General features: G+C 58.4%; 12 protein-coding genes. 7 read left to right on the top strand and 5 right to left on the bottom strand.

The annotated features are described in order from the left end of the window. Positions 1 to 23 precede the first annotated feature (23 nt). The 3 genes from J3U88_RS29030 to J3U88_RS29020 all read right to left on the bottom strand — a co-directional run bounded on the left by J3U88_RS29030 (position 24) and on the right by J3U88_RS29020 (position 7,085). On the bottom strand, positions 24 to 1,247 hold the full coding sequence (locus tag J3U88_RS29030; RefSeq protein ID WP_207862524.1) for an NHL repeat-containing protein: 1,224 nt from the start codon (positions 1,245 to 1,247) through the stop codon (positions 24 to 26). Between the two features lie 242 nt (positions 1,248 to 1,489). Next, positions 1,490 to 5,662, bottom strand: coding sequence for a tetratricopeptide repeat protein (locus J3U88_RS29025; RefSeq protein WP_207862523.1), 4,173 nt, complete (start codon positions 5,660 to 5,662; stop codon positions 1,490 to 1,492). A gap of 355 nt (positions 5,663 to 6,017) precedes the next feature. Beyond that, positions 6,018 to 7,085: an NAD-dependent epimerase/dehydratase family protein gene (locus J3U88_RS29020; protein ID WP_207862522.1), complete on the bottom strand. Its 1,068-nt coding sequence runs from the start codon at positions 7,083 to 7,085 to the stop codon at positions 6,018 to 6,020. 136 nt (positions 7,086 to 7,221) lie between these two features. Here J3U88_RS29020 and J3U88_RS29015 point away from each other — a divergent pair, with 136 nt between their 5' ends. The 5 genes from J3U88_RS29015 to J3U88_RS28995 all read left to right on the top strand — a co-directional run bounded on the left by J3U88_RS29015 (position 7,222) and on the right by J3U88_RS28995 (position 16,402). Beyond that, positions 7,222 to 7,638 (top strand): hypothetical protein, encoded by a 417-nt coding sequence (locus J3U88_RS29015; protein ID WP_207862521.1) that lies wholly within the window; start codon positions 7,222 to 7,224, stop codon positions 7,636 to 7,638. A 151-nt stretch (positions 7,639 to 7,789) separates the two neighbouring features. Beyond that, on the top strand, positions 7,790 to 9,202 hold the full coding sequence (locus tag J3U88_RS29010; protein ID WP_207862520.1) for a S41 family peptidase: 1,413 nt from the start codon (positions 7,790 to 7,792) through the stop codon (positions 9,200 to 9,202). A 7-nt stretch (positions 9,203 to 9,209) separates the two neighbouring features. Then, positions 9,210 to 9,887, top strand: a complete 678-nt coding sequence (locus tag J3U88_RS29005) for a response regulator transcription factor (RefSeq protein ID WP_207862519.1) — start codon at positions 9,210 to 9,212, stop codon at positions 9,885 to 9,887. Next, a complete protein-coding gene (locus tag J3U88_RS29000; RefSeq protein WP_207862518.1) occupies positions 9,884 to 11,140 on the top strand; it encodes a sensor histidine kinase in 1,257 nt (418 codons plus the stop codon). Before J3U88_RS29005 ends, J3U88_RS29000 begins: the two co-directional genes overlap by 4 nt. A gap of 651 nt (positions 11,141 to 11,791) precedes the next feature. Then, positions 11,792 to 16,402, top strand: a complete 4,611-nt coding sequence (locus J3U88_RS28995) for a S8 family serine peptidase (RefSeq protein ID WP_207862517.1) — start codon at positions 11,792 to 11,794, stop codon at positions 16,400 to 16,402. A gap of 52 nt (positions 16,403 to 16,454) precedes the next feature. Here J3U88_RS28995 and J3U88_RS28990 read toward each other — a convergent pair whose 3' ends face one another. Together J3U88_RS28990 and J3U88_RS28985 are read right to left on the bottom strand one after the other, a co-directional pair. Next, on the bottom strand, positions 16,455 to 17,174 hold the full coding sequence (locus J3U88_RS28990; protein ID WP_207862516.1) for a class I SAM-dependent methyltransferase: 720 nt from the start codon (positions 17,172 to 17,174) through the stop codon (positions 16,455 to 16,457). Positions 17,175 to 17,658: 484 nt separating this feature from the next. Next, on the bottom strand, positions 17,659 to 18,534 hold the full coding sequence (locus J3U88_RS28985; protein ID WP_207862515.1) for a hypothetical protein: 876 nt from the start codon (positions 18,532 to 18,534) through the stop codon (positions 17,659 to 17,661). 520 nt (positions 18,535 to 19,054) lie between these two features. Between J3U88_RS28985 and J3U88_RS28980 the strand changes: the two genes are divergently transcribed. Continuing rightward, positions 19,055 to 22,414 carry a CARDB domain-containing protein gene (locus J3U88_RS28980; RefSeq protein WP_207862514.1) on the top strand — a complete coding sequence of 1,120 codons (3,360 nt, stop codon included), beginning with the start codon at positions 19,055 to 19,057 and terminating at the stop codon, positions 22,412 to 22,414. A gap of 211 nt (positions 22,415 to 22,625) precedes the next feature. After that, positions 22,626 to 22,775 carry a hypothetical protein gene (locus J3U88_RS35480; protein WP_207862513.1) on the top strand — a complete coding sequence of 50 codons (150 nt, stop codon included), beginning with the start codon at positions 22,626 to 22,628 and terminating at the stop codon, positions 22,773 to 22,775. Positions 22,776 to 22,942: the final 167 nt, after the last annotated feature.

Here is a 22,942-nt window from a genome sequence, read left to right as displayed (position 1 = left end):
CCCAGGCGGCGCGGCCCGCTTGGTTAAGGTTTGGGTTTGGTGGGTGTGCGTCCTTCGGTTTTGCCTTCTCCCCGCTGAATGCGGTACCGTACCAGTGTGTTTTCATCGTCCTCGTCGGTTTCGATGGTGGTGGCGTAGCCGTTCTTGAACACCATATTCTGCAAACCCGCATTGGGGTGCTGGAAGCTGCCGAGGAAGCGGCCGTCCGTGTCGAATAGGTCGGCGGTGCTTAAACCGGTTAACCGGTTGTAATCGGTGATGACGAGCAGGGTGCCGTCCTCCATCACCTTTAGGCCGTTAATCGGCATCCGTCCCGGCAGAAAACCGGCGTGGTCGATGGCTTTTTCGACGACGCTCGGTGTGACGACCGCGGCGACGTCGGGTGGTAATTGCGCCTTAATGCTCTGGCGAATGGGTTTGATGACGGCCGCGATTTCGGCCTCGGTGAGGCGGTTTGGCTTGGTGTCGCGCGTAATGGTGCGGACCTTGCCGGTGCCGTCCGCGCGCCATTGGGTGATTTCGTAGCGCTTGCCTACCGCCGTGTAAAGGGTACCGTCGGGTGCGAAGGCACCGAAGCCGCCGAGCCCCTGTGCCTGTTTTTTCAGTTGGTCTCCGATGTACTCGGCCCAAAAGGCGGGTTCCATCATTTTGTCCTGACGGAAATGCATCACCTTGTGGGTTTGAATGGTGTGGACGATGTCGCCGTTGGGCTTAAGTACCTGGGTACCGCGTTCGGTGTGGCCGCCGCTGTTGCGCACGGTGTCGGCCCAGGCCAAATCAGCCTTGGGCGAAAATTCATAATGGTGGCAAAGGTACGCCGTGCGCGGTGTGATTTTTTCAACATAGTTCAGGTCCTTGTCAAAAAAGGTCATCGCGAAATAACCCTGGGCTTCAAAAGCGACCAAACGCCCGTCGGCCAAAAATTGAACCCTTCTCAGGTGTTGGAACTCACCCGGTCCTTGCCCAAAACCGCCCAAAATGCGGTTTAAGGATCCATCGTGGTTAAACACCACAATGCGGTTTTCGCGATCATCGGCAACGGCCGTCAGCCCGGCAGCATTGACCGCGACCTTTACGGAAAAACCCGGCCAAAAGCCAACATCCTCATGGGTTTCCGGTCCAATCCGCAAATCTTCGACCAACGAAACGGGGCGTGGGTCGCCCTCGGGTTGTGTTTTGTTCGCCACCCGCGGTGGCTCACCAAACATCAAAGCGCCCGCTAAAATCATCGTCAAAATCGTGTTCATTTCCACCCCTCCTATTCTTTTCCTTTCCTTGAGTCGCGGTGGCGCCTAGAAAAGTTGGTGTGAATGGAATTTTTGCCGTGGCTGAGGCGATACCGCTACGGATTTTGTGGCCTTGGGCCGGAAACCATCCGCCGCCGGCTTGTTTTTTGGCCTCGGCGCCGCATTGCGCCAAGATTCCGGCCGGCTTCTCAGGTCGAAGCCGTGTGCCACGACCCTGGCTTTTTAGGCGGTGGGTTCGTGGGTTATGGTTTGAACGAGGTCAACCGAGCGCGTGCTTCACGGACGAGGAAGTGGTTTTCCTCGCGACGTGTCAAAAGAACGTCGACGGCATCGCGCATCATCGCCTCACCCTCGGACACCCGGCCGGCGGCCGCCAAGAGCCGACCATAGCGCGAGCGAATCACGGCTCGGTAACTGTGATCCTCGGGCAAGGTGGTTTCCGCTAATTGGTTGGCGCGTTCTGCACGCTTGAGCATCTCCTCCGTTTCGCCGAGCATCTGCATCGTCTCGGCAAGGCCCATCAGGGGTTCGATACACAACCAGTGGTTTTCTTCGACACGGCTCTTAATTCGCTGGTAGGCGGTTTGATAAAAGGGTGCCGCCGCTTTAGGGTCACCCAACCGGACCGACAACAACGCCTGCTCTTGGGCCACAAGTCCCTCATAAATTGGGTTTTGGATTGCTTTGGCTTGCGCGGCGGCCTGGTGAATCAAGGGTTGCACCTCCTCGAATCGATCCTGGCGCAGCTTCAGTCGGATAAGGCCGAGACGCACCTGCAACCATTCGGGATTTTTGAGCCGTCCCAGGGTTTGGTGTTTGGTCGCCAAGGTATCGTATGTGGCTTGGAGCCCGTCCCATTGGTTCATGGCGAAGGCCGCATCGGCTTGGAGTCTGCGCGCTTTGAGGGCGGTGGGATGTTCCAGACCGAGTGTTTCTTTAAAACCTGCCAAGGCTTCATCTAACAGCGGGTGTACCGCGTTGTGATGATCCGTCGTTGCGCTTAACTCGGCCTCATGAAGGAGCAGGCGGGCCAGGCTGGAAACCGCCGGTTCTCGTGACGCACGCAATATTTCTTCCGCCCGCTTCAATTCCCGCGCTGCTTCGGAAAATCGGCCTTGCAGCAGGGCGAGGTGGCCCAGGTTGCGGTGGCTCAAGGCCACGCTTCGGTGCTGCTCACCAAACAACGCCAAACGCATCGCCAACGCACGTTCGTAATAAGTGCGTGCCTCGGCATATCGGCCCTGCTCCCGCAAACACCGGCCCACATTGTTTAAGCTGACGGCAATGCTGGGATGGTTTTTTTCGTAAACCGATTCTTTGATCTCCAGACTACGACGAAAAAGGGGTTCCGCGGCATGCCACTCACCGAGTGCCTGTTTGACACTCGCCAAATTGTTCACCGCCCGCGCCACGGCCGGGTGTTCTTCACCAAAAGCGGCACGGCGTATCGTGAGTGCCTCCAAAAAAAAAGGGGTTGCCGCCTCAAAGTCGCCCTGTGCCAGGAAAAGGCTGCCGAGGTTGGTTAAACCGCGGGCGATGTCGGGGTGGTTTTCGTCCAAATGCGCGCGCTTCAAAGCCAAGGCCTCGCGGTAATTGGCCGCGGCGCCCGTGTAATCCTCGCGACGGCGCAGCAACAGGGCCAAGTTGTTGAGCAGCGATGCGACGTCGGGGTGGCGGGGCCCGAACAGATCTTTTTTCAAGGCCAAGGCGTCTCTTAAAAGCGGTTCCGCCTCGTCAAGGGCGCGGCGCTCCATCAGCACAAGGGCCAAGTTGTTGCCGGCGGTGGCAATGCTGGGGTGATTCTCCGGCCATAGCCGGCGGCGTAGGTCGAGAACTTGGCGATACAGGTCTTCCGCTTGATCGAGATTGCCGGTGCGCTTGAATAAGCCGGCGAGGTTTTCCAGGCTCTCGGCGACCTCGGCATGTTGCGCGCCAAAACGGTTCATTCGTGTGGAAAGCGCCTTGCGAAACAAGGTTTCGGCGGCGGCATAGTCGCCCCGGATGACCAGCAGGTTACCCAGGTTTTGGTAGCCGCGCGCCACCACCGGATGGTCGCCGCCAAAAAGGGCCAACCGCCGTGCGAGTGCCTCCCGGTGAAGCGTTTCCGCCTCTTGGTAGCGGCCTTTGGCGACGAGGAGCTCACCGAGTGCGGCCCGGCATTCCTCGACGAGGGGATGGCTTTCCGCCAAGGCCTCGCGGCTGAGGGCCAAGCCGGCTTTAAAATCCTGTTCCGCCGCTTCAAACCGGCCTTCGATTTGATGGATTCGGCCGGCGCGCAGATAGCAGCCGATCAAATGGGGATGTCGATCACCAAAGCGCTGACGATAAATGGCTTCGGCCGTGGCATTGGCCGCTTGTGCCGCCGGGTAATCGGCCAGAATTCGGTAGTGTTGGCTCAGGAGCGCGTGGGTTTGACCCAGTTGTGAATGCCCCTCATTGTAGTGTGCTTGCTGAAGCGCCAACAGTTCTTGGAGGATGGAAACCGCCGCTTCCCTGAAACCCAGGGTCGCTTGAAGGCGGGCCTGATCGCGCATAAAACGCATCTGTTGTTCTGCCGGTCGCGTCGCCAGCGCGGGTTTTGCGGCGGCGTAGGCGTTTTCAGCTTGGTGGTAGCGGCCCAAAAGAAAGGCGATACGGCCGGCGGCATAGTGGTAATCGAACCAAATCCCCTCGTGATGTGGCGCCCGTTGTGCCGCGAGTTGCGCCAGGCGTTGTTTGGCAGCCCCATACTCACCGTCGGCTTCGAGTGTTTGGATTAATTCAAAGCCCGCGATTTCGTGTTCGTGGGTGCCCGGTTTCGCCAGCGCCATGGCGTCGGCCAGTAATTCGCGTGATTGGGGATAACGTCCCAAGGCCCTAAAAACGCGGCCCATGGTGGTTAACAGGCTGACTTGTGTTTCCGGGTCGCCCGCGAGCTGGGACTTGACCCGCTGACGGCCCAGTTCCATGACCTCCATCGCCGAAACCGTGCCGCCTCGGGCCAGGTCGGGGTCCGTATGTTCAAACAGGGTGACCAAAAAACCGGTAACGGCGGTGGCGCGATCACGAGCGCGGTTGGCGCCGTCCCGCTCGATGCTCAGCTGTTGGTTCTGCACGTGCATGAGGTACAAAAGCAAGGAGATGCCGATGAGCGTGGCCGCGCTGAGCGCCACCGGTAAGGGGCGCCGTTGAAACAGTTTTCGCAGGACGTACCATCCGGTTCGCGGTCGAACGTGCAGCGGCTTATGGTGCAAAAAACGCTTTAAGTCCTCGGCCATGGCGGCCGTGGATGAATAACGCGCCTCGGCTTCACGGGCGGTTGCTTTCGCGACCACCGCATCTAAATCACCGCGCAACTGTTTGGGGGGGATGCCCAGGTTTGGATCGCGCGCCGCGCGGCTGGGTAACGGCAGCGGATTTGTCTCCTCGTGGGCGAGCAGTGGGTTGGGCGGCAGGGTTTGGGTTTTGGGGGGACACCCCGTTAAAAGCTGATGGAGCAGGACTCCCAGGCTGTAAATATCCGTGGCCGTGGTTAAGGGTTTGCGGAGAAGTTGCTCCGGCGCTGCATAGGCCGGGGTGAGGGCGGTGGGGATGGGTGCGGTTTGATCCTCCGTCTGGTGGGGGTCGCGCACGGCGGCAATCCCGAAATCCAAAAGTTTGGGTCGGCCGCCTTGATCGATCAAGATGTTGGCCGGCTTTAAATCGGCGTGAATAATCAAATGGTGATGGGCGTGTCCGACCGCATCGCAAATTTGGGAAAATACGGCCAGGCGTTGCGTCAGGTTTGGTTTGGTGCTTGCCAACCAATGGTCCAATGGTTGACCTTCCACGTATTCCATCGCAATCCAACAACGGTTGTCGGCCAGATCCCCGTGATCCAGGAAGTGGGCGATGTTGGGATGCTGTAACCGCGCCAAAATACGGGCTTCCTGGCGGAAGGCGTCTAATTGGGCCGGCGCGACAGTGGACATCATTTTTACGGCGACACGTTGTTGGGTCTCGTCCATGCGCACGCCCAAAAACACGCGGCCAAAGCCCCCCTCGCCTAAGGGGGTTTCCAGCCGGAAGCGGCCAATGGTTGCGGGAACGGGGTCCGCAAGGCGCGCGCGCACATTGCTTTGGTTTGCGTCATCCTCGGCCGGATGAGGGCGCCCAGCCGAGGTTTCCCGCGTTTGCTGAAGCGCGATCTGTTCGGCGATCCAAGCGACAAAGTGGTGTTCGGTCAGACCCGTTCCCGTGGGCCGCGCTTCCCGCCATGTGGACCACAAGGTTTTAAAAAGGGAGGATGCGGTTGCTTCGTCGTGGCGTGCACCTGTTTGTGCCGCGCACCAAACGAGGAACTGCTGTGTCGTGGCCTGCTGGGAAGAAGGCTGTTGCTTCCAAAGCTGGTAATAAAATTCAAAGTCGCCCGGTTCGGGAGGATGGTTTGGGGTCATTCAACCGTTCCTGATACAGATTATCCTGCTTATCGTCGAACGGCTCAAAAAACCAAAGATTCTCTTCGCCGGCGTTTTCCAGATGATTTCTTCCGTCTCGGCAAGCGGGGTTGGTTTCCCCCAAATCGGAACGCTTGGGCATCGGTGGCGGCTTAGCCCGCATTTCTCCCAAGGAATTCTGCTACGGGGCAACCCATGCGATTGCGAGGGGGCGGCCTTCCGCATTACTCGGTCGAGCCGCCTTCGCCTCAGCTGCTACGCCGAAAGGTCGGACCCCTGTGCCGTCTCTCGGTCGTAACCTTCGTACTCACAAGGCTTTCAGCTTCTCGCGACGAACCCTTGTGAGAAATGCGGCTTAACCGACCTTGTTTAACAGGCCGTGGTGGACCATTTGCTGGAAAAAAGCGTTCATCGAATCCGCGAGTGGGCGGTAGCTGACGCCCAGTTCCCGCTTGCTCTTGCTGTTGTCGCCGCGCCAGGGGTAGTTGACGTTTCTTCCAATCATTTTGCGGGTCATGGTTTTATCCACGAGGGGGCCGACCAGCCACAGCAACCATTTGGGCACGGTTTTGCGGGGGATCGGGTAGTTTTGGCCGAATCGAGGGAGCAAGGTTTGCGACATGGCGAACATGTCGGTGTTGTGGGCGGAGATGATGTGGCGACCCTTGGCGTGGGGGGTGAAACCCGCGCGGAAATGGGCCTCGGCCAAGTCGCGCACATCCACCACGCCGAAACCCCAATGGGGGACACCCGCGCTGAAGGTGCCGTCGCCTATATGGCGAATAATGTTAAAGCTTTCCGAGGTGCCGTGGGGGTTGATGCCGGGGCCGATCACCAGCGTCGGGTTAATGACCACCAAATCCCATTGGGATTGCAGGTCACCGATGCGCCAGGCCTCTTTTTCGGCAAGGGTTTTCGAATAGGAATAGGGGTTGTGGGCCAAGGAGGAACTGGTGTTCCAGATCTCCTCGGTGAAGACGCCGTCCGGCGTTTGTTGCAAGTCGATGTTGTCGCCGTAAATGGCCGCACAACTGCTGGTCAGCACCACGCGTTTGACCGACGGGGTTTGGTTGGCTTGTTCCAGCACGTTGCGGGTTCCCAGTTTGGCCGGATCGACCAACTCTTTTTGGGGATCTTTGACATTGACCTTAAACGGCGATGCGGTGTGAAACACCAGTTCACAGCCGGCCATGGCTTCCGCGTAGGAACCGGTTTCGAGTAAGTCGGCTTTGAAATACTTAATGTTCCCGGTTGATTCGGCGGCAAGGGCGTTGAGGTACTTCAGCTTGTCCGTGTTGTGAGGATCGCGAACCGGGGCATGAACGGTGAAGCCCGCTTGCAACAGTTTTTTGACCAGTACACCGGCCACATAACCCGTGGCACCGGTTACCATTACCGGGGCGGAACGATTAATTTGTGTCATGGCTGACCTCCCATCTTCTTTGCTGACCCTCAATTTAGAGATTTCTGTCGGAAGGAAACATAGCCAAGCGCGCCAACCCATATGCAATTTGCGCCACCCGGTTGGTCGATGGCGCCGGCAACTTTTGGAGGGGTTAATGAAGCTTTCGAAACATGATTTATTCGCGTTGACCGCGCAAGGCTATTGTGTCGTGCGCACGGGAACCCAAACCAATTGTGGCGGTTTTGCCAAAATCACCGCTGCCATTGAAGTCGCGGTGGGCGACGCGTTGCTTTTTGTCTGGCAGGACCATCCCGATTGGCAAGGTGATCCCTTCCATCATGCCGAGGTTCCGGGTGCCCGTATTGAGGAGGTGTTAAAAGAAGCGGTAATGGAAGGGGTCACCGTCGGCTTCCAGAAAAACGGCATTCGCGGCGGCTATCGTTTCACCCTCATAAATGCAGGGGTGCATGCGGTTGACGGGTACCCCTCACGATTTCGTCGGGCGGGTTTTGTTGCGGTGGTTAAGTGGCTTGAGAATAAAGGTTTGTTGCGGTGTGGCGGTAGCGAGTGAGGGGGCGCATGCCTAAGAATGCAGCGAGACCTTGCGCCTTTTTCATCCTGAACGCATCATCTGGATAACCTTGTGATTCGGGGTTTTGGCAAGATCGTCTTCACGAAATCACGACATCTGAATCGGTAGGCTTGCGGTTGGGAGGTGTTTGATGAAAAAAATCCTGATCGTGTTGGGCCTGTTTGTTTTGCTGGGAACCGGGGGCGGCGCCTATTGGATGTGGGGCCGGCCGCACTTGCAACTATTTCCCAAGCTGCCCGATCCCGCGTTGAAAACCGCTTTAATTGAACCGGCGCTGCTTCAAGCCGATGTTGAGGCTTTGTACCAAGGGGTCCTGAGCCGTCATCCGCTGTTGGACAATCCCGGAACACGCGAACGGCTGCGTCCTTTGGTGGATGCGGCCAAAGCCGAGATCACCGAACCCATGACCCGTGTTCAATTCTTTCGCGTCGTTGGCCGCCTGAACCACCACTTTAAAGACGGCCACGCTTTTTTGATTTGGCCCTACCAGGAATACACCGACCTCAAGGACGCCGGCCGTTTGTCCTTCCCGTTCCGGGTTCAAGTGCGCGAAGGGCAACTGTTCATCAAAGGCGGTTATACCCTTGGTGAAACCCGTATCGCCCCGGGGACGAGGATTGTGACCCTTAACAACCTGCCCGCCGCCGACATCATCGAAACACTGCAACAGGTCACCGGCGGAGAAACCCAAGGCTTGCGTGAGCAAATGGCGGCCGACCGCTTTCCACCCATGCTTTGGGCCGTCTATGGGTTCATCGACACATTCAATCTCTTCATCGAAGACGGGCAAGGTCGCCGCGAAATCCAGGTGAACCCAAGCCGACGGCCCGAGCCCGAAGAAACCCAATCCCTCGCGGACTACCGCTACGAGGAATTACCGGACCGGGTCGGGCTGTTGACCCTCGTCAGCTTTGACACCAACCCCGGCGACTTTGAGGACTTCATCGACACCACCTTCGCCGAGCTGCGCGCGCGTGGGATTCGTTCCTTGATCATCGACATCCGCGAAAATACCGGCGGCAATACCGATACCGTCACCTACCTTTCCAGACACCTTGCCCATAAAAAATTCCGTTTGATTTCCCACATGACCGAACGCTTGAACCAGGACAACCGCGGTCTGTTCGGTTACCGCGGCAAAGCAGGAACCTTCCTGAAGAAGGACTGGAACGATTGGGAGACACCCAAGCCGGAGGACGTGCGGTTTACCGGCGATGTGTATTTATTGGTTGGGCCGATATCCTATTCTTCCTCGATTGTGTTCGCCACCACGCTGAAAGACAACGACTTCGCCGTGTTGATCGGACAAACCACCGGAGGGAACGCCAACCAAACCGGTCAAGGGAATTTATTCAATTTGCCCCACTCACAACTGCGTGCCTTTGTCGCGACCCGTTTGTTGGTGCGGCCCAACGGGGATCAAAGCGTCGGTGGCCTGGTGCCGCACCACCCGGTTGCTCGCGATGCGGCGGGTTTGGCCGACGGGCGTGATCCGGAACGGGAAAAAGCCCTGGCCTTGATCGCCGCGCGCGCGGCGTTATAATCCAAACATGCAACGCCTATCCATTCTTATCATTGAAGACAACGACGCCATCGCGGCGCGGATCGGGGATTACCTGGCCGCCCGCGACATGCTGGTCGACTACGCCGACCGCGCCGGGCGTGGGGTGCAACGGGCCATGGCGGGCGGTTATGACGTGGTCATTCTCGACCTCAGCTTACCGGACGGGGACGGGCTCGATGTGTGCCGCCGCATCAAGGCAACCCAACCCCGCGATGTGCCGATCCTGATGCTCACCGCGCGGGACAGCTTGGCCGACAAGGTGGTGGGTTTTGAGGCCGGTACCGACGATTACCTCACCAAACCCTTCGCCTTGGAAGAAGTGTTTCTGCGTTGTCTGGCCTTGGGGCGCCGTCGCCGGCTGCACCAATCGCGGGTGACCGTGATCGGTTCGTTGAAGGTCGACCCGGACCAACGTACCGTGGAACGGGAAGGGCGGCCGATCACCCTTAGCCCCACCGGCTTCGATATCCTCTACGCCATGGTGGAAGCCTATCCCAACGCCGTCGGTCGCTCCGCGCTCATCCAAAAAATCTGGGGTGACGACTGCCCCGAAAGCGATGTCTTGCGTTCTCACATCTACACCCTGCGCAACGCCGTTGATAAACCCTTCGCCGCCAAAATGATCAAAACCATTCACGGCGTCGGTTTTCGGTTGGATGCATGAAGGTTCCATCCGGGCTTGGTCGGCGGATCCAGCATATCTTTCTGGCGTTTGCGCTGCTAACCAGTGTTGGTTTTAGTGTGCTGATCCTGGGTTATTCCTGGATTATTGAGGACACCATTTTCAACCGATTGGTGGCGCGGGAAGCCGCGTTCATCAAGGCGCACCACGCTGAGACCGGTGCGTTGGCCGAACCGCGCCCGGCCTTCATGACCCTTCACCCAGCGTGGGAAACGCTGCCCGCCCCGATCCCCCAATTACACCGTGCCGATCCCAGTCGGGTCGAATTTCCCAAGGGTCCGAGGGGCACCGTGCACGTGCTTGAGATCGATTTGGGATCGAGGGTGGTGGTACTTAGCGCCGACGTCTCGGCCTACGAGGTGAGCCGTGATTACTTGCCGTTCATTTCCCTGTGGTTGCTCGCCGGAATCGCGGTGGTCGGTTTGCTGGCGGCGGCCGCGGCCTGGCTGGCGGCACGTTCGGCGGTGTTGCCCCTGCGTCGCTTAACGGATCGCGTTGCAAGCCTCGGCACAGGCGACATCGCACCCGGTTTTTCCGCCGGTTTCGCGGACGACGAGGTCGGCTTTTTGGCAAAAACCATCGAAACCGGCGTCGTTCAACTGCAATCGGCGCTCAACCGCGAAAGTGAATTCACCCGTGATGTCAGCCATGAGTTGCGCACGCCCGCCGCGGTGTTGCGCCTGCTGGCCGACGAGTTGGCGGAAGCGGGCGAGCTGTCATCGGAAAGCCGCGCGCTGTTCAAAAACAATGTGATGAATTTGGATCAGATCATCACCACGCTGCTGGCGCTGGCCCGCGAGGAGAACCTCGCTATGGAGGAAACCGCGCTGCTCCCGCTGCTGGAGGAAAGCATCATTAACCACCTGCACTTGGCGCGCGATGAGGCCTTCGACCTCCAACTGAGGGTGCCCGCCGAGATTAAGGTGGTCTGCAACCCGCACCTCGCCAAAATCCTCTTCGACAACCTGCTCACCAACGCGACCCGCTACGCGGCCCAACCTTGGCTGCACATCAAATACGAAAACACGGACCTGGTTTTTGAAAACGCGGCACCATCGCAGGAGCCCGCCCCGAGCCAAGGCCTGGGCCACGGCATGAGCCTGATCCAACGGGTCTGCGACCGCTTCCAGTGGCAGCTCGCCCTGGAACACCAAAGCGCGCTGTTCCGCGTTCGAATCGGGATGACCTGTCTTGGCGCAGCGGATGGGATTCGCCCAAGGCGTGATGAAACCTGATGGGAACCAGGGCATATTCCGCTCATTGCCGCCACGTTTTCTGGTGAGCGCCGGCCATCATGGCCGCCCGCCAAAATACTAGCCGGCAAGATGGTTCTCGCTGGTTATAGCTTTGCGGCAAGCCGCGGTTTCCTCGTTCATTTGCCAGGTGAAAAATTTACGCTGACACCGGAGGCAGCGAATCAGGCTGACTTCCGCCAAATCTTCGGGTTCAAGGGTTATGGTACCAAAGGGATCCACGCAGGATGCGGGCCCACCTTCCCAGGTGTTTCCGGTTTGACCAAGGATTACGGCGGATTCTTGCGCCTCGGGTGATCCTTGGAATTCACACTGGCGGCTTTAGGTACCATTGTACCCATCCCGGCATCCAGGGGAGGGGGTTCAATGAGGCAAGAAGGGCGGGGCGGCCCTGATTTTCTTAGGAATGTCCTGTAAGAAATCGTGGTGCTTCTGTAAAATAGGGGAACCATTAAATTTTGTTTTTTTTCATGTTTCGGTGCCGGCGCTGATTTTTCTCTTGGTGTCGATGTCTCGTCGGCTGAAATGCTACAGGAAATAGGAAAAGCCATGTTCTTGCCCTTTCGCGCTTCTCTTTTTCGGCCTAGGTGCTGGGTGCTCCTGTTCGCCCTCACGGCGATCTTGGCGGCGGGGATGCCCGAAGCGGAAACGCCTGATGCGGTGCCCCCTCAAGAAACCGGTTTTGAACCCAATGTGGTGATTTTAGCCTTGAAAACGGTGCCGCCGGGGACGGGCAAGCGGCTTGAGGAAATTTGGGCGAAATCGGGTCTGGACACCCTTTTTGATGAACAAGGTATCGTTTCAAGCGCACCGCTGTTTCGTGGCGGACCGGGGGGGGTGACGCGCGCCGCCGGTCTCAATCGAATCTTCCGTTTAGAAACGGATGGTACGCGCTCGGTGGAAACCGTCATCACGGCCTTCGTCGACCATCCAGCGGTTTTGTACGCGGAGCCTAATTATTATGTCACCGCCCAGTTGGTGCCCAATGATCCGTATCTGGTTAGCCATGGGAGCTGGGGCCAAGCTTATGCGGATCTTTGGGGGCATCACCAAATCGACGTGACCACCGCCTGGGATACCGCCACCGGCCAAGGCGTGGTCGTCGCCGTCGCCGATACCGGCTGTGATTTCACCCACCCTGAAATGGTGAACCAGGCTTGGCTCAATGTCGGGGAAATCGCCGGAAACGGGATTGATGACGACGGCAACGGTTTTGTGGACGACCTTCATGGTTGGAACTTTGTCGAAAACGCGGTGTCGATCACGGATCGTCACGGGCACGGCACCCATGTCGCCGGGACCATCGCCGCCGAGGCCGACAACGGTTTGGGTTTGGCCGGGATCGCCCATCATGCGCGCATAATGGGGTTGAAGGTGCTGGACGATGACGGTCGCGGTACTTTTGAGGGCATCGCGGAAGCTTTGGTTTATGCGGCCGACAACGGCGCCCATATCGTCAACATGAGTCTGGGCGGAAACGAGTACGCACAATTTCTGGATGACGCCCTGGCTTATGCCCACGGCCGCGGGGTTGTGCTTGTGGCGGCCGCGGGGAATTCGAATCGGGATATCGGCGATTTCTTTCCGGCCTCCTCGCGGTATGTGGTCACCGTGGGTGCCTCCGATACGGGGGACCGGCGTTCCGATTTTTCCAACTACGGTGGTGGGCTCGACCTGCTCGCACCCGGTGGCGATTCTGTGAATGCCAGTGAAAACAGCGCTTATTCAAACATCTTGTCGGCCCAGTCGACGCGCGGTTCCGATTCGATCTTTACCGTCGACCAACAGTACGCGCGTTTCCGCGGGACCAGCATGGCGGCACCTCATGCGGCGGGCGTCGCGGCCTTGGTGTTGCAACGGTTCTCAGATGCAACGCCTGAGGAGGTTCGGCAAATCTTGCGCGCCGCCTGTGATGATGTGCTCGAACCGGGACGGGACGATTTTTCGGGTTACGGCCGACTGAACGCGGCACGTGCCTTGGTGGATCAACACCGTTTCACGGCTCGGTTGTTTTCGCCGCGGTCCATTCGGCTCATCGTTGAAGAAATCGCGGTGGAAGGGGTTGCGGATGCTTCTTCCTTCACCGGTTTTCAACTCGCCTACGGCGAAGGTGCGTCGCCGAGTGAATGGCACCCGTTAACCGCCTCGGATCAGCCGGGAGCCGGCGTGCTCTTTACCTGGGACACCCGCGACCTTCCCGACACCACCTATACCTTGCGTTTGACCGTCACGGGCGAGAACGGCGCTTATCGCGAGGATCGCACCACCTTTACCCTTGATCGGACGACCCTGACGACGCCGCTTGATACCACCTTGGCCAAGCGTCACGAAACCCTTGTTTTTACCGGCACCGCCGCCGGTGGGGGTTTTTCCGGCTTCCAACTGGCCTATTTCGATCCCGACCTTGGCGATTGGTCGACGGCCGGGTTTTCCCTGTCGGGAAACGGGGCGAACCGAATTACGGCGGATGTTTTGGGCGCCTGGGACACCTCGGTTGTCCAAAAAGCGGGGCTTTACCCTGTGCGCCTGACGGTAACACGAACAGGTTTGCCCGACGTCACCGTGGAACGCCACATCGGCGTGGATCCAGATCTGAGGCCGGGTTGGCCCGTGCGGATGAGCGACCTGATTGGGGTCGAACCCGGCGCAATCTCTATTTTGGATAACTTGGTTGCGGTTGACTTGGAAGGGGATGGCAAGCACGAGCTGATTACCGGGTATCTCGGGCATGTCGTGGTGGTGCGTGAGGATGGCAGCGTTAAACCGGGTTGGCCGCAAACCATGGATAATCGAACCCAACGGGCGCCGATTGCCGCCGATTTGAATGCCGACGGATTTTTGGAAGTCATCGCGGTTACAACCTTTGGTCAGGTTTATGTGTGGTCGCATGACGGGGTGCTTTGGGATGGATGGCCGCGGGCGAAGGCCGCTTTTGGTGGGCAACTTGCCGCGGCGGATCTCAACGGCGACGGAACGATGGAAATCATCAGCACCTCGTACCGTTCCGGGTTTGGCGGCAAAATTGAGGTGTTCCACGCGGATGGTGGCGATTTCCCGAATTGGCCGCGATTCGTTCAGGACCAAGAGTACAACGATCTGTCGCTCCCGGCCGTCGGTGATTTGGACGGCGACGGCCAAAAAGAAATCGTGTTGCTCAACCAAGATGGTGATCTTAACCTGTATGTTTTTCAGTCAAATGGAAGCATTCGTCCGGGTTGGCCGATTGCGCTGTGCCCCGGCCTTGCCGAGCGGGCATGGGCCGCCCCGGCCCTGGGTGATATTAATGCCGACGGTCGTCTTGAGATTGTGATCAACACTGGCTACGACAAAGTCTTCGCTTTTAACGACACCGGCCAATCCTTGCCGGGTTGGCCGTTGGACCTTCCCAATCATGCGTTTCTGGGGTCGCCCGTGCTGGGTGACGTGGACGGCGACACCATTCCCGATGTCGTGTTGGGTGCCAAAAGAACCTTCCTCGATTCCACGCTGTACGCTTGGAATGGGAAAGGCGAGAACTTGCCGGGCTGGCCTTTTGCCGGACCGGTCCCCGTCCACCGCTCGTCTGGTTTCCAACTGATGTCGTTGGTTGATTTGGATGGTGACGGCGCGATGGAAGTCCTCGGCGAGGCCGACCCCGCCCAACGTTGGCTCACCCTCTGGGGCGTGGATGGTAACGGTACCCTGCTCGATACGTTTCCCAAGCCCGTTTCCGCCATGGCCATGCGTTCCAATGCGCCCGCCATCGTGGATTTTGACGGCGACGGTTTGTTTGAGATCGCGCTGTTGGATGGCGGCGGGCACTTTCTAATGTGGGATACGCAAGCGGTGGCGCCGGGGATCGGCCGTTCCTGGCCGATGATTTACCACGATCCCCAAAAAACACGGGCCTTGACCTGCGACCGGCCGCTCCAGATTGTGACCCACCCCGCGGACCAGTTCCCGGCCGCCGGCTGCGCCGTGAACTTGGACGTTGCCGCGGTGGGTGAAGCACCTTCTTTTCAGTGGTACCGTGATGGTGTTCCGTTACCGGGAAAAACCACGGCACGCCTTACCTTTTCCGCGGTTTCATCCGTCGACTCCGGCGATTATGCGTGCCTGGTGAGCAACCCCTGCAACGCGATCTTCACCCAAACCGCGACACTAAGGCCTCGTGAAGGGTTTCGTATTGTGGCTCAAACCGGTGATGCCGCGCCATGTGCCGGGACGATGGTGACCTTGTCGGTTCAAACCGAAGGGGCTGCCGATTTGTCGTTTCAATGGTTTCAAGACGGTGTTGCCTTGGAAGGTGAAGACGGGACCGCGTTGTCGTTTTCGGCCGACCCGGCAACGGATGGAACCTACCAATGTGTGGTTTCCGACGGCTGTGGGTCTCTTTCGTCCGAAGCGATGACGGTACAAGTGCAGACGGCACCCACGATTACCGCGGTCTCGCCCGATGTGACCGTCTGCGATGAGCCGGGTTTTGGGCTTTGGGTCGCCGCGACGGGAGACGATCTCCGCTACCAATGGTTTTTGGATGGTACCCCGATTGACGGCGCCGAGGATTCGACCTTTCCCAATCAGACCCAGGACACGCTCGCGAGCGGGGTTTATACCTGCCAGGTTTCTAACGCTTGCGGGACGGTTATTTCAGCGCCAATCCAAGTCCATTTCAGGCAGTCTCCGAGCATTCAAACCCATCCCGAGGATCAAACCGGCGAACCTGGCGGAACCCTTCGTTTTCGTGTCGCGGCCGAGGGGACGGCCTTGGCCTATCAGTGGTTTCATAACGGAACCTCGCTTGCCGCGACCAACCAAAACACCTTGGTGCTGGCGGCACTGACCGAAGATCATCTAGGGGCTTACCACTGCGTGGTGCAAAATGACTGCGGCGCCCATACCTCTGAAGCAGCCACACTGCGCCTGGAGGGGTTGGCCGCTATTTTGAACCGGCCGGTGGGCCGCATTTCCTGTAGCGGCCACGAAACGACTTTGCGCGTTGCCGCCTCGGGAACGCCGCCTCTGTCCTACCAATGGCTGCACAATGGAAACCCGGTCGCGGGCGGGGTACATTCGGTTTTAACCCTCGTGCAGCCTTCACCGGCGGATACCGGTGTGTACCAATGTCGCGTCACGGGTCCGGGAAACACGGTGCTTTCGGTGTCGACGGCCCTGCTCATTGATTGTGATTTAGCGGATGCAGTGGTTGCTTGGCCGGGCCGGGGCAAACTGTTTACCATCATTGACATGATGCCCGATTTGTAAGTAACTGAGGTAAAGACGGGAGTGCTTTCTAGCTGCCCCCGCAAATCCGCGATCAATCAACTTTTTTGAAAACGAAAAAATCTTCGTTGTTGGTCAGGCCCAAGGGTTTGAAGCCGGCGTCGGCCAGCATTTCAGGGTAAAGCGTATCCCTGTAAAAACCCAGTACCACGCGGTCTTCCGCCAGGTGTTCCTGATCGCGGGTGAAACGGTATTTCTTCTCAATGAAAAAATGCGCATCATCCGTGGATGGTTTGCCCAACTCTTGGGAGTAAACCAAGCCGTTCGGTAGCTGCAGGCTGTGGTCCTCGTGGGGTGGATGCACGCTCAAGACCAACAACCCGCCGGGAACCAGGTGTTCGGCGACCCGGTGCAAACCCGCGCGGTCTTTTTCGGCATGGTAAAGATGGGTACCCAGCATCAAACCCGCTTCTGATCGGATGATGACCCAGGTTCCCCCGGTGGAGACGGCGGCGTCAAATTGAATGCCGAGATCCATTTCGGCGACGTCGCATTCAACCAAACGAATGTTGTCTGGCAGGCGATCCCTGGCGATTTCTAACATCGCGGGACTGAAATCAATGCCGGTAAACGCCGCGGAAGGGTCGGCCTCGGACAAAGCCCGCGCGGTCAGGCCGGTACCAACGCCCAGTTCCAGTATTTTTTTACCCGTGCCCACCACGGCTAAAAGATTTTGGCTCATCGCGCGGTGATCGTAATAGCCACCGTCCATCAACTGGTCGTAATAGCCGGCGATGCCTGCATAGTGACTCATCAAGTCTCTCCTCTAGGAACGTTTCGGGTTTTGTCAAAAGGCGGGATAGACGCCTTTTTTTGAGTCCAGCAGGCTACCACGAACAAAGCTTCGTGTACATGAATTAACTAGCAGGTTTTGGCGATGTGTTTCGCTGATCACACGCCATGGTTTCTTGGGAAGGCGGCAATGAATGTTGTCGCGGGACAGTGGCGAATGAAAGTGAATCCTTCAGCAAAAGGGTTGTCTTTATTGCCTTGAAACGTGTTTTGGCTTGGTGATGGAAGTGGTTGCGTACCTGAGCAATAGCCGGCGGATCAAGAGGCCGCCAATCGGCGGGATATTCCTTTGGATCCTTAGCAATGGTGAGCGCGGGCTAACATCTCGGCGTTGCCTGCTCGGAGCGGAACGGTGCGTGGTGATCCCGCGACCAAACGAAGGGCGGGCCGGACGCCCTGTACAAGACGTCCGGCCCGCGAATTTTGGGACTAACTAGGCGTTGAATTTAGCGGTACAGCTCGATTTCGCCGATGCCGACACCAACGTTGTTGCTTTGAGAGGAAGCGATGAACGCGAACTTGTACGAGGTGTAACTGCCAGGATTGTCGACCACATAAAATTGACCAAAACTGCCGCAGCTCGTGTTGGGATAGTTGTCGGCTTGGTCGGTTGCCACCGTGTCGATCAAGGTCCATTCGGCATCGCCGTTGCGGGCGTAAACCTTCCAGGTACCGGCGAGGTAGGCGGGGGCGTTGCAGTAACCGCGCGAGAGGCGGTAATGGGTAACGACCTGGGCCGTTTGGGTATCGAAGCCGATGGTTGGCGTGGCGTCGGTCGTGTGGGAAATCCACACGTTGGGACCGTTGCTCCCGCCGATAACACCGTCGATGATCGCGCGGGCCGGGTTGGCGTTGTAGTAAGAAGACGCCCACACCGAGTCTTGCACGGTGGTGACCTGGATGCCGCCCTCGGGTGGGATTTCCAGGCCTGGCTGGGTTTCCAACAAGAAGTCGCCTTGTTCGCCGTTGTCACCGTACCAGGTGCCCTGGTATTTGCCGTCGCCGAGGTGGGCGCCGCTGAAGCGGAAGGTGGTTTCGGCCGTGTAGGTGGCGAAGCTGATGCGACCGGCACCGCCCACATCGGTTGCGTCGGTTTCGATGGCACCCGTGCTGAAAAACGAGGTGGGCGCGCTTTCGTTGGCATCGTGGAAATAGAAATGTTTTTTGTTGATTTGACCGGTCAGTGCGATTTGGTACTCGTTGGTGACCACCCCGTCCAGGGTGTTGTCATTGGTAAAAATCCAGTCCAAGGTTTCGGCTTTCGCCGGGTTCGCAAATAATAACACCGCCGTCGCGGCAAAAAACAAAGGGGATAATTTCAAGGGTCGGGACTCCATAGCTTTTGACCTAAGAAACGCGATAACTCGCGGTGATTTTCACTAAACCTCTGGGCTACAACGACCTGTGAAAATGCTCACCGCACCCAGTGGGTGCGCGTCGTGCGCGACCCCGGCCCGCTTTCCTCAAGCCGTTTCGCTCCAGATCTTTAGCGAAAATCCCACGCTCTCATCGCGCTTCTTAGGTCAGAATGTTGCACGGCCTAGGCACCGTGTCTAAACAGCTAGGCCTTTTGGCCCCGTTAACCCGCCAAAATTTTTTTGTTTTTTTAAAGATCGTCCTGGTGCGTGGGCTTTTCTGCGAAATCGAAATCCTTGCCCGGGCCGTGTTTTCGATGAGGTCATGTGTTAAAATGCGCCCATACCCTCATTCAATGATTACATGTCCTCCTTCTCGTTGCGTCGCCCATCAAAGACGGTTGCGGTAACAGGCCCGTGCCCTCGTTCGGTGTTGCGGCTGCCTGTTCGACCCTGCCTGATGTCCATTGCCTTGATGGGGGTTTCCATGGTTCGTGCGTGCAAAATTGCGGCGGTGCTTGCCGTTTGGCTTGGTTCAACGGTTGTTTTCGCCCAATGCATGATGGTTCCGATTTCGCTGGATCGGCGCATCAATGAATCCGAATACATTGTGATGGGTCGGTTGAAGGGCCAAGAAGCTTTTTGGAATGCAGACCGAACCAACATTTACACCGTGAACCGCATCGAGGTAACCGCCTATCTCAAGAACCACGGGCCGTCGGAAATCGCCGTGATTACCCTGGGCGGGTTTGTCGGCCTTGAGGGACAAATCAGTTACCCCAGCTTGAAGCTGGAAGCCATCAACGAATACGTGTTATTTCTCAATGAGGCACCTGCCGCCAAACGAGCCTTTGCGGTGGAGAAACGCGAACCGGGCCTGCGCCAACTCGAACCTTTTGCCAGTGCGCAAGGAGCGCTGACCAAACAAGCCGGCCTTTATTTCGATTTGCTGGCTGAGCAACCTCTGGACGAAACCAAGCTGACCGGTCGCATTTTTCAAAAAACCGGGCAACGTGCGATGACCCCGTCCGGCGACCTGTTCCAAGCGCGCGTGGGCATTACCGGGCCGGTCAAAAAACGCAGCTTGCCGATCACCAGCATTACGCCGAGCACGACCAACGTCGGCACCATCGAGAACAGCGATTTCCTCACCATCGCGGGGAGTGGTTTCGGCGGCACCGCCGACGATGTGTTTTTCGCCAATGCCGACAACGGCGGCGCGACGCTGACGACCGAAGAGGTCGCATCAGATAACGTCTCGTGGAGTGATGGCCAGGTCGTCGTCAAACCCATTTCGAGTGCGGGAACCGGGACCGTGAGTGTCAACGGGCAAACCGGTGCGCTGACCGTGAACTATGCCCAGACCTCGGTGTATTCAGACGCCGGCTTTAATGAGGTTACCCGCCAGTTCTATCGGTTGGTGGATTTAGGTTCCGGCGGTTTGAACTTCACCTACAATACGTCGTTTAATGCCAACGCGCCGGCGGTTGCCGCCTTCGAGCGTTCCCTGGAAACCTGGCGGTGTACGTCCTTTGCCAATTACGGGGTCGATTTTAAAAACACCTCCTCGGTGAGCGCCGCGGCTCGGGACGGGGTCAACATTGTCACCTTCGGTTCACTTGGCGCCGGCGTGCTGGGTAGGGCTAACAGCTTTTTCAACGGGCAAGGCACGGGTTCGTGTACCCAGCATGATTTGGTGTGGTGGCTCTCGGAGCTGGACATTACCTTTGCCCCGGTGCCCTCGAGCGCGAGTTGGAATTTTGGCCCCGACGCCTCCACCGCGAGTGAGCAGGATTTCGAAACCGTGTCGCTGCACGAGTTAGGGCACGGCCTGGGTTTGGGCCACCGCATTGCACCGGGATCCCTGATGCACTTTTCCTCCTCGCGGGGCAACGACGTGCGCACCCCGGACGCCGCCGAATTAGAGGGTGTTGAAGATCGTCTGACGGCGAGTGCCAACCTGTGTTTCATTCCGGGCGCGATTAGCGGAACCATGCAATTGTTGAATTCGGGCAACTGCGCGTTGCGCACGGCCGCGACCCCCGACCTGGCGGTCACCAAAATCGTTGACGACAGCAGCGTCACCGAGGGACAGACCCTTACCTACACCATTACCGTGAGCAACGTCGGCGAGGGCGATGCGACCAATGTCCAGCTCACCGACAACCTACCCAACGGGGTGACGCGCACCGCCACCGCGGCCAATGCTTCCCAAGGTTCTTTTACCGAGGGCAGCGGGCTCTGGAACATCGGCAGCATCGCGGCCGGCAACAGCGCGACCCTTGGTCTGGAAGTGACCGTGGATGCCGGTGCCTCGGCCTTAAGTCAGCCGATCACCAACACCACCAGCAATCTGAGCCTCAATGAAACCGATGCCAATGGGAGCAACGATGTCGGCAGTGTCGGCATCACGGTGGCGAGCAACCAACTCGATTTGGCCGTGACCAAAAGCGTGGACGACAGCACCGTGGAAGAGGGACAAAGCATCACCTTTACCGTGACCGTCACCAACAACGGCCCTTTGCAGGCGACCGGCGTTTCGCTCAACGATACCTTGCCGGCGGGGTTGACCCTGGGCGCCACGGTGCCGAGTCAGGGTTCCTTCGGCGGCGGTGTCTGGACCATCGGGACCTTGGCCAACGGGGCGAGTGCCACCCTGACCATGGCGGCGACGGTTAATTTGGGCGCGAGTTCGCTGAGTCAGCCGATCACCAATACCGCCAACGGCTTGGCGGTGGATCAGGAGGACACCAACGCCGGCAACAACAGCGCTTCCGCATCGATCACGGTCAGTGACGAACTCGATCTGGCCGTGGCCAAATCCGTGAGCGATGCGAACCCATGTGTGGGCGTACCTTTCACCTATACCTTGACCGTGACCCGCACCGGCGCCGCGCGGGCGACCGGCGTCTCCCTCACCGATGTGTTGCCCAGTGGCGTGGCGCGCACAAGTACCCCGGTGGTTCTGTCCCAGGGGAGTTTTACCGAGGGAACCGGTTTGTGGACCGTCGGCACCATGGATCCGGGGGTTACCGCGACCTTAACCATGGAAGTTGCATTGCAGGCAAGCGCGGACGGCCAAATCACCAATACCGCGAGTAGCTTGGCCCTGGACCAGACCGACACCAACGCCGCGAACAACAGCGACAGCGCGGGTGTGACCGCCAACCGACCGGTTTCGATTACCACCGATCCGGTAAGCGCGGCCGTTTGCCAAGGCCAACGGGTGACCTTAACCGTGGGTGCGACAGGCGGAAACCTGAGTTATCAGTGGTTTTTTCAAAGCAACCCGATGGCGGGTGAAACAGCGGCGAGCCTCGAATTCACGGTAGCCGGATCGCAAAACGCCGGTTCCTACCACTGCGAGGTAAGCAACGCCTGCGGTACCGAGGTTTCCGGCAGCGCGCTGGTGACCTTGACCGACGGCTCCTTGGCGGTGCGGGTTGATCCCCCGATTGGGATCCGCGGGATTGAACCGATCACGCTGGAGGCAATCATTGATTGCGCGTTGCCGGGGACAACCCTGTTGTGGACGGATCTGGACACGAGCCAAACCTTCACGAGCAATCCCTTGCAACTGAGTAATGAAGCGGTGTCAACCACGCTGAACCTGTTGGTCGACGACGGCAATAGCACGGTCGACACCGACGTGATCGTTTTGGTGGCCGCATCAGACGTCTATTTCGACTACAACGACGACGGATGCAACAACATCCGCGACCTGTGGGCCTTGGCGGCGGATTGGGTCAGCGCGGATTTCGCCAACGACCCCAACGGCGACGGCGCCCTCAACATCCTCGACTTACTCCACATCAACCTGCAAGACGACCTCAACTGCGCCCCGTAATCGCGTCACACAAGCAAGAAGCGCCCGCATCACCGCGGGCGCTTCTTTGCCTTACAAAATCTGCCGACGGTCGCGCGGCCATTCAAGGGTTGCGCGTTGCAACGCCGGATGTCCTTTTCCGCGACATTCAAATGCCGGAGATCACTAGTTTTGCCGTGCTTGACGCCTTGGGTGAAGCGCCGGTTTTTTCCGCATCGACAAATCCACCCTGGTGTATCTTGGCAAAATCAAACGGGTGACCAGGGAAGCGGGCCGAACCTGTGTCTATCTCACGGAGGAGACCCCACTCAAGGTAAGCCGACGCCGCAAAAAAGCCTTCCTCGCCGCCATGCAGGACGCGTCCACGCATTTGCGCTCTTAAACCTAAGAAGCGTGATAACTCGCGGTGCTTTTAGCTAAACCTTATGTGTAGCGGGGCACCTCGCATCTCGGAAACCAAAAATAGCGTGATGTGATGTCCCAGCCACTCGATTTTGAAGCTAATGTGTTTAATACACAGAAGTTTAGCGGAAATCCCCGGCAGCTTGG

Source organism: Acanthopleuribacter pedis, from assembly GCF_017377855.1.
Lineage (GTDB): Bacteria > Acidobacteriota > Holophagae > Acanthopleuribacterales > Acanthopleuribacteraceae > Acanthopleuribacter > Acanthopleuribacter pedis.
Note: the sequence above shows the minus strand (reverse complement) of the source record. Positions and strands in the feature narration are given on the sequence as shown.